This window comes from bacterium, from assembly GCA_024224155.1.
Taxonomy (GTDB): Bacteria; Acidobacteriota; Thermoanaerobaculia; order Multivoradales; family JAHEKO01; genus CALZIK01.
Window position 1 is genome coordinate 1 of sequence record JAAENP010000489.1, and the last position, 656, is coordinate 656.

Below are 656 nucleotides of genomic sequence, written 5' to 3' on the forward strand. Positions count from 1 at the left end.
GCCACGTCCTGGACTTCGACTCCGACGTCTACGGCGAGCGGGTCGAGATCGAGTTCTACAAACGCCTGCGCGAAGAGCGGATCTTCTCGACCGTCATGGACCTGTCGGCCCAGATCGGCCGGGACGTCGAAGCCACCCGAGAATATTTCGCCGCCCGCCGGCGTCTGGAAGAGAGGAGCGGATAGTCGTATGATGCGGCTGTAACCGGCGGCAACATCGATCATCCAAGAGAGCGAGAGGAACGAACCCGCGGGCGAGGCAGGCCTCGCCCCTACCCGATACCACAAGGAGCTGAAGCCATGGCCAACGACAACATCATCGAGCTCACAGCGGACAACTTCCAGAGCGAGATCGATGACGAGCGGCCCCTGCTGGTCGATTTCTGGGCCGAGTGGTGCGGGCCCTGCCGCATGGTGGCGCCGGTACTCGACGAGCTGGCCGACGAGCTGCAGGGCAAGGTCCGAATCGGCAAGCTGAACGTCGATCAGAACCAGGAGCTGTCGATGAAGTTCGGAGTCCAGAGCATCCCGACCTTCGTGCTGTTCAAGGGCGGCGAGGTCGCGGACCGGATGATGGGCGCGATGCCCAAGGCGGCGTTCGAGAAGTTCATCGAGAAGAACGTCGACGTCGCGCCCGCCGATGCGGCGGCTGGATGA

Annotated in this window: 2 protein-coding genes; both read left to right on the plus strand. The window is 63.4% G+C overall.

Features of this window, described 5'->3' with window-relative positions:
* Window positions 1–185, plus strand: a 185-nt coding sequence (locus GY769_23365; protein ID MCP4204858.1) for a hypothetical protein, incomplete at its 5' end; no start/stop codon positions are given.
* Window positions 186–299: 114 nt separating this feature from the next.
* Window positions 300–656: a thioredoxin gene (gene trxA / locus GY769_23370; GenBank protein ID MCP4204859.1), complete on the plus strand. Its 357-nt coding sequence runs from the start codon at window positions 300–302 to the stop codon at window positions 654–656.